Annotated in this window: 4 protein-coding genes; 3 read left to right on the top strand and 1 reads right to left on the bottom strand. The window is 69.8% G+C overall.

Annotated elements, in window-relative coordinates; translation table 11 throughout:
* The 3 genes from AB0927_RS40915 to AB0927_RS40925 all read left to right on the top strand — a co-directional run.
* A partial coding sequence (locus AB0927_RS40915) for a hypothetical protein (RefSeq protein WP_366672956.1) occupies window positions 1–305 on the top strand: 305 nt, incomplete at its 5' end.
* Window positions 306–310: 5 nt separating this feature from the next.
* The gene (locus AB0927_RS40920) at window positions 311–709 is read left to right on the top strand and encodes a hypothetical protein (RefSeq protein WP_366672957.1); all 399 of its coding nucleotides are present in this window, start codon (window positions 311–313) and stop codon (window positions 707–709) included.
* A gap of 128 nt (window positions 710–837) precedes the next feature.
* Window positions 838–1,107 (top strand): hypothetical protein, encoded by a 270-nt coding sequence (locus AB0927_RS40925; RefSeq protein WP_366672959.1) that lies wholly within the window; start codon window positions 838–840, stop codon window positions 1,105–1,107.
* A gap of 272 nt (window positions 1,108–1,379) precedes the next feature.
* Here AB0927_RS40925 and AB0927_RS40930 read toward each other — a convergent pair whose 3' ends face one another.
* Entirely contained in the window at window positions 1,380–1,832 is a 453-nt protein-coding gene (locus AB0927_RS40930; RefSeq protein WP_366672958.1) for a hypothetical protein, read from the bottom strand.
* Between the last annotated feature and the right edge of the window lie 106 nt (window positions 1,833–1,938).

The raw sequence follows: 1,938 nt of genomic DNA on the forward strand, positions 1-1,938 counted from the left end.
ACGAGGGACACCGGCCGACGACCAGCGCGAGTACCCCGATCGCCCCGCACACCAGATCCGTGACCTGCGACTTCACGATGCACGGGTCTCAGTGGAGCTTCTGGGGACACTGGCCCGAGGTCTTCAATATCGCCGCCCACAGCGCCCAGACTCTGGGTGACCCCCTCCTGGAAGCCACCCAGCTCAACTCCCACGCCTGGGCCCTGCTGCTGTGCGACTGCTCGGCGAACACCCCGCCGCGGCACGTCACAACCGCGATGCGGCCGCACTCTTCGAGGCCGCCGGGGATCTCCACGGCACCCTGAGCGCCATGCAGGGCCACGGTCTGGCCCTTGTCGAAGCGGGCCGGTACGAAGAGTCGATCGGGCAGCACCTGCGCACGCTCGCCTTCCTGGAAGAGGCCGGCGACCGCATCGAACCGCATATCGCCCACTTGGTCCGCGCGGACCTGGAGATGTCCATCGGCCGCGCCCACATCTTCCTCAAGAACTGGCCCAAGGCCACCAACCACCTCCACACCGCCCTGCAACTCTGCCGTACCAGCGGCACACAGCCGTGGAAAGCCGCGCCCTGGTGCACCTCGGCAACGCCCTGCTGGCCGCCGGCCACGACGACGAGGCCCGGGATGCTTTCACCCAGTGCCTTGCCCTGGGCAAGGCAGCCGATCCCAGCGGCCTCATCCAGACCCGAAAACGCCTCGCCGAACTAGGCACCCGGTGAACCGCCCCTGCCCTTCAAACGAATGCCGGCCCGTAGGACCACGGGGGCGTGGGCGGGCACGACCAGGACCAGGACGACGTGACCGAACCGACGCAGCCGCTGCGTAAGTCCCAGCGGATGGACCGTGATGACGAGCAGCGGCTATGCCGCCGGGTCTGCGGCGCCGACGCCGACGCCGGCCCGCGCCCGCATCGGACCTACGCGGAACTCGCCGGCGGATCGCTGGACGGCCTGTTGCTCGACATCACCGGCTGGACGCAGGACGAGGTCGACACCGGGGTCGCGCCCGCCGCCGAGCTGGGGCAGTTCGGCGCCGGCGGCCGGGCCCTGTACGACCCGCGCTCCGGTGACCCGGACCGCTGGGACTGGACCGGCGGCACTTCCTGACCGCCCCGAAGTCTGCTCGCTCGCCCGCCCGGCCCGGAGCGCGCCGGGAGGCGTGAGCGGTGCGCCGATCGGCGTGCACCGGCCTTCCCTTTCGGGCGGCCGGAGAGTCACCGTGCGAGACCCTCGGCTCCGGGCGCTGGTGTCGCCGGCCCCGAGGCCATCTGGGACGACCCGCAGTGGATGGAGTGGCGCGGCGGCCACGCCCGCGAGTTTCACGCCGGCTGACGGCCGGGAGACGCGGGGGCCGGGCGGTCTGCCTGGCCCGCCGTCGGTTACTCGATCAGCGTGTGCAGCCCAGCCTCGGCCGCACGGCGGAAGACGTCCCCGCACGTGGATGACCGTATCGGTGCCCGTTCAGCGAGGACGAGCAGCGCATGGCGCAGTTCCGTGCTCAGTTGGGTGATTCGGTGGCTGTACTGCCCGCCACTGTAGATGTGCAGGCGGAAGACGTTGACGCCGTGTCCGTCACGCTCGTCGGCGAAGGTGTTCGGAAGCCTGGCGAGCAGTTCGTAGTCACGCTTGCCGGTCGCCGCGTCGGCCACGGCCCTCAGAGGCAGATCATCTAATTCTGCGGCGGATAAGGAAGTGTCGGCTGCGACAGCATGGACCGCCAGGGCCGCGAATATCTCGATCAGCCGCTCGCCGGCCGCCGTGTCGATGCCCCAGGCCCGCAGATTCTCGTGGCGACGAGCATGCCGCCATGGCTCCTGGTCCACCAGCGGCAACAGGACACGGCCTAAGGGCTGTCCCGTAAATGATCTTTGATGTGCCGGGTGACCTGGTGGTTTCTGCGTCACCCGGCAAGGACGAGGTTGTGCAGGCGGGAGATGC

This window comes from Streptomyces sp. NPDC048106, from assembly GCF_040706415.1.
Lineage (GTDB): Bacteria > Actinomycetota > Actinomycetes > Streptomycetales > Streptomycetaceae > Streptomyces.

Coding starts and splice junctions, on each gene's coding strand:
- AB0927_RS40920 (WP_366672957.1), top strand. CDS start 311: ATGCAGGGCCACGGTCTGGCCCTTGTCGAAGCGGGCCGGTACGAAGAG.
- AB0927_RS40925 (WP_366672959.1), top strand. CDS start 838: ATGGACCGTGATGACGAGCAGCGGCTATGCCGCCGGGTCTGCGGCGCC.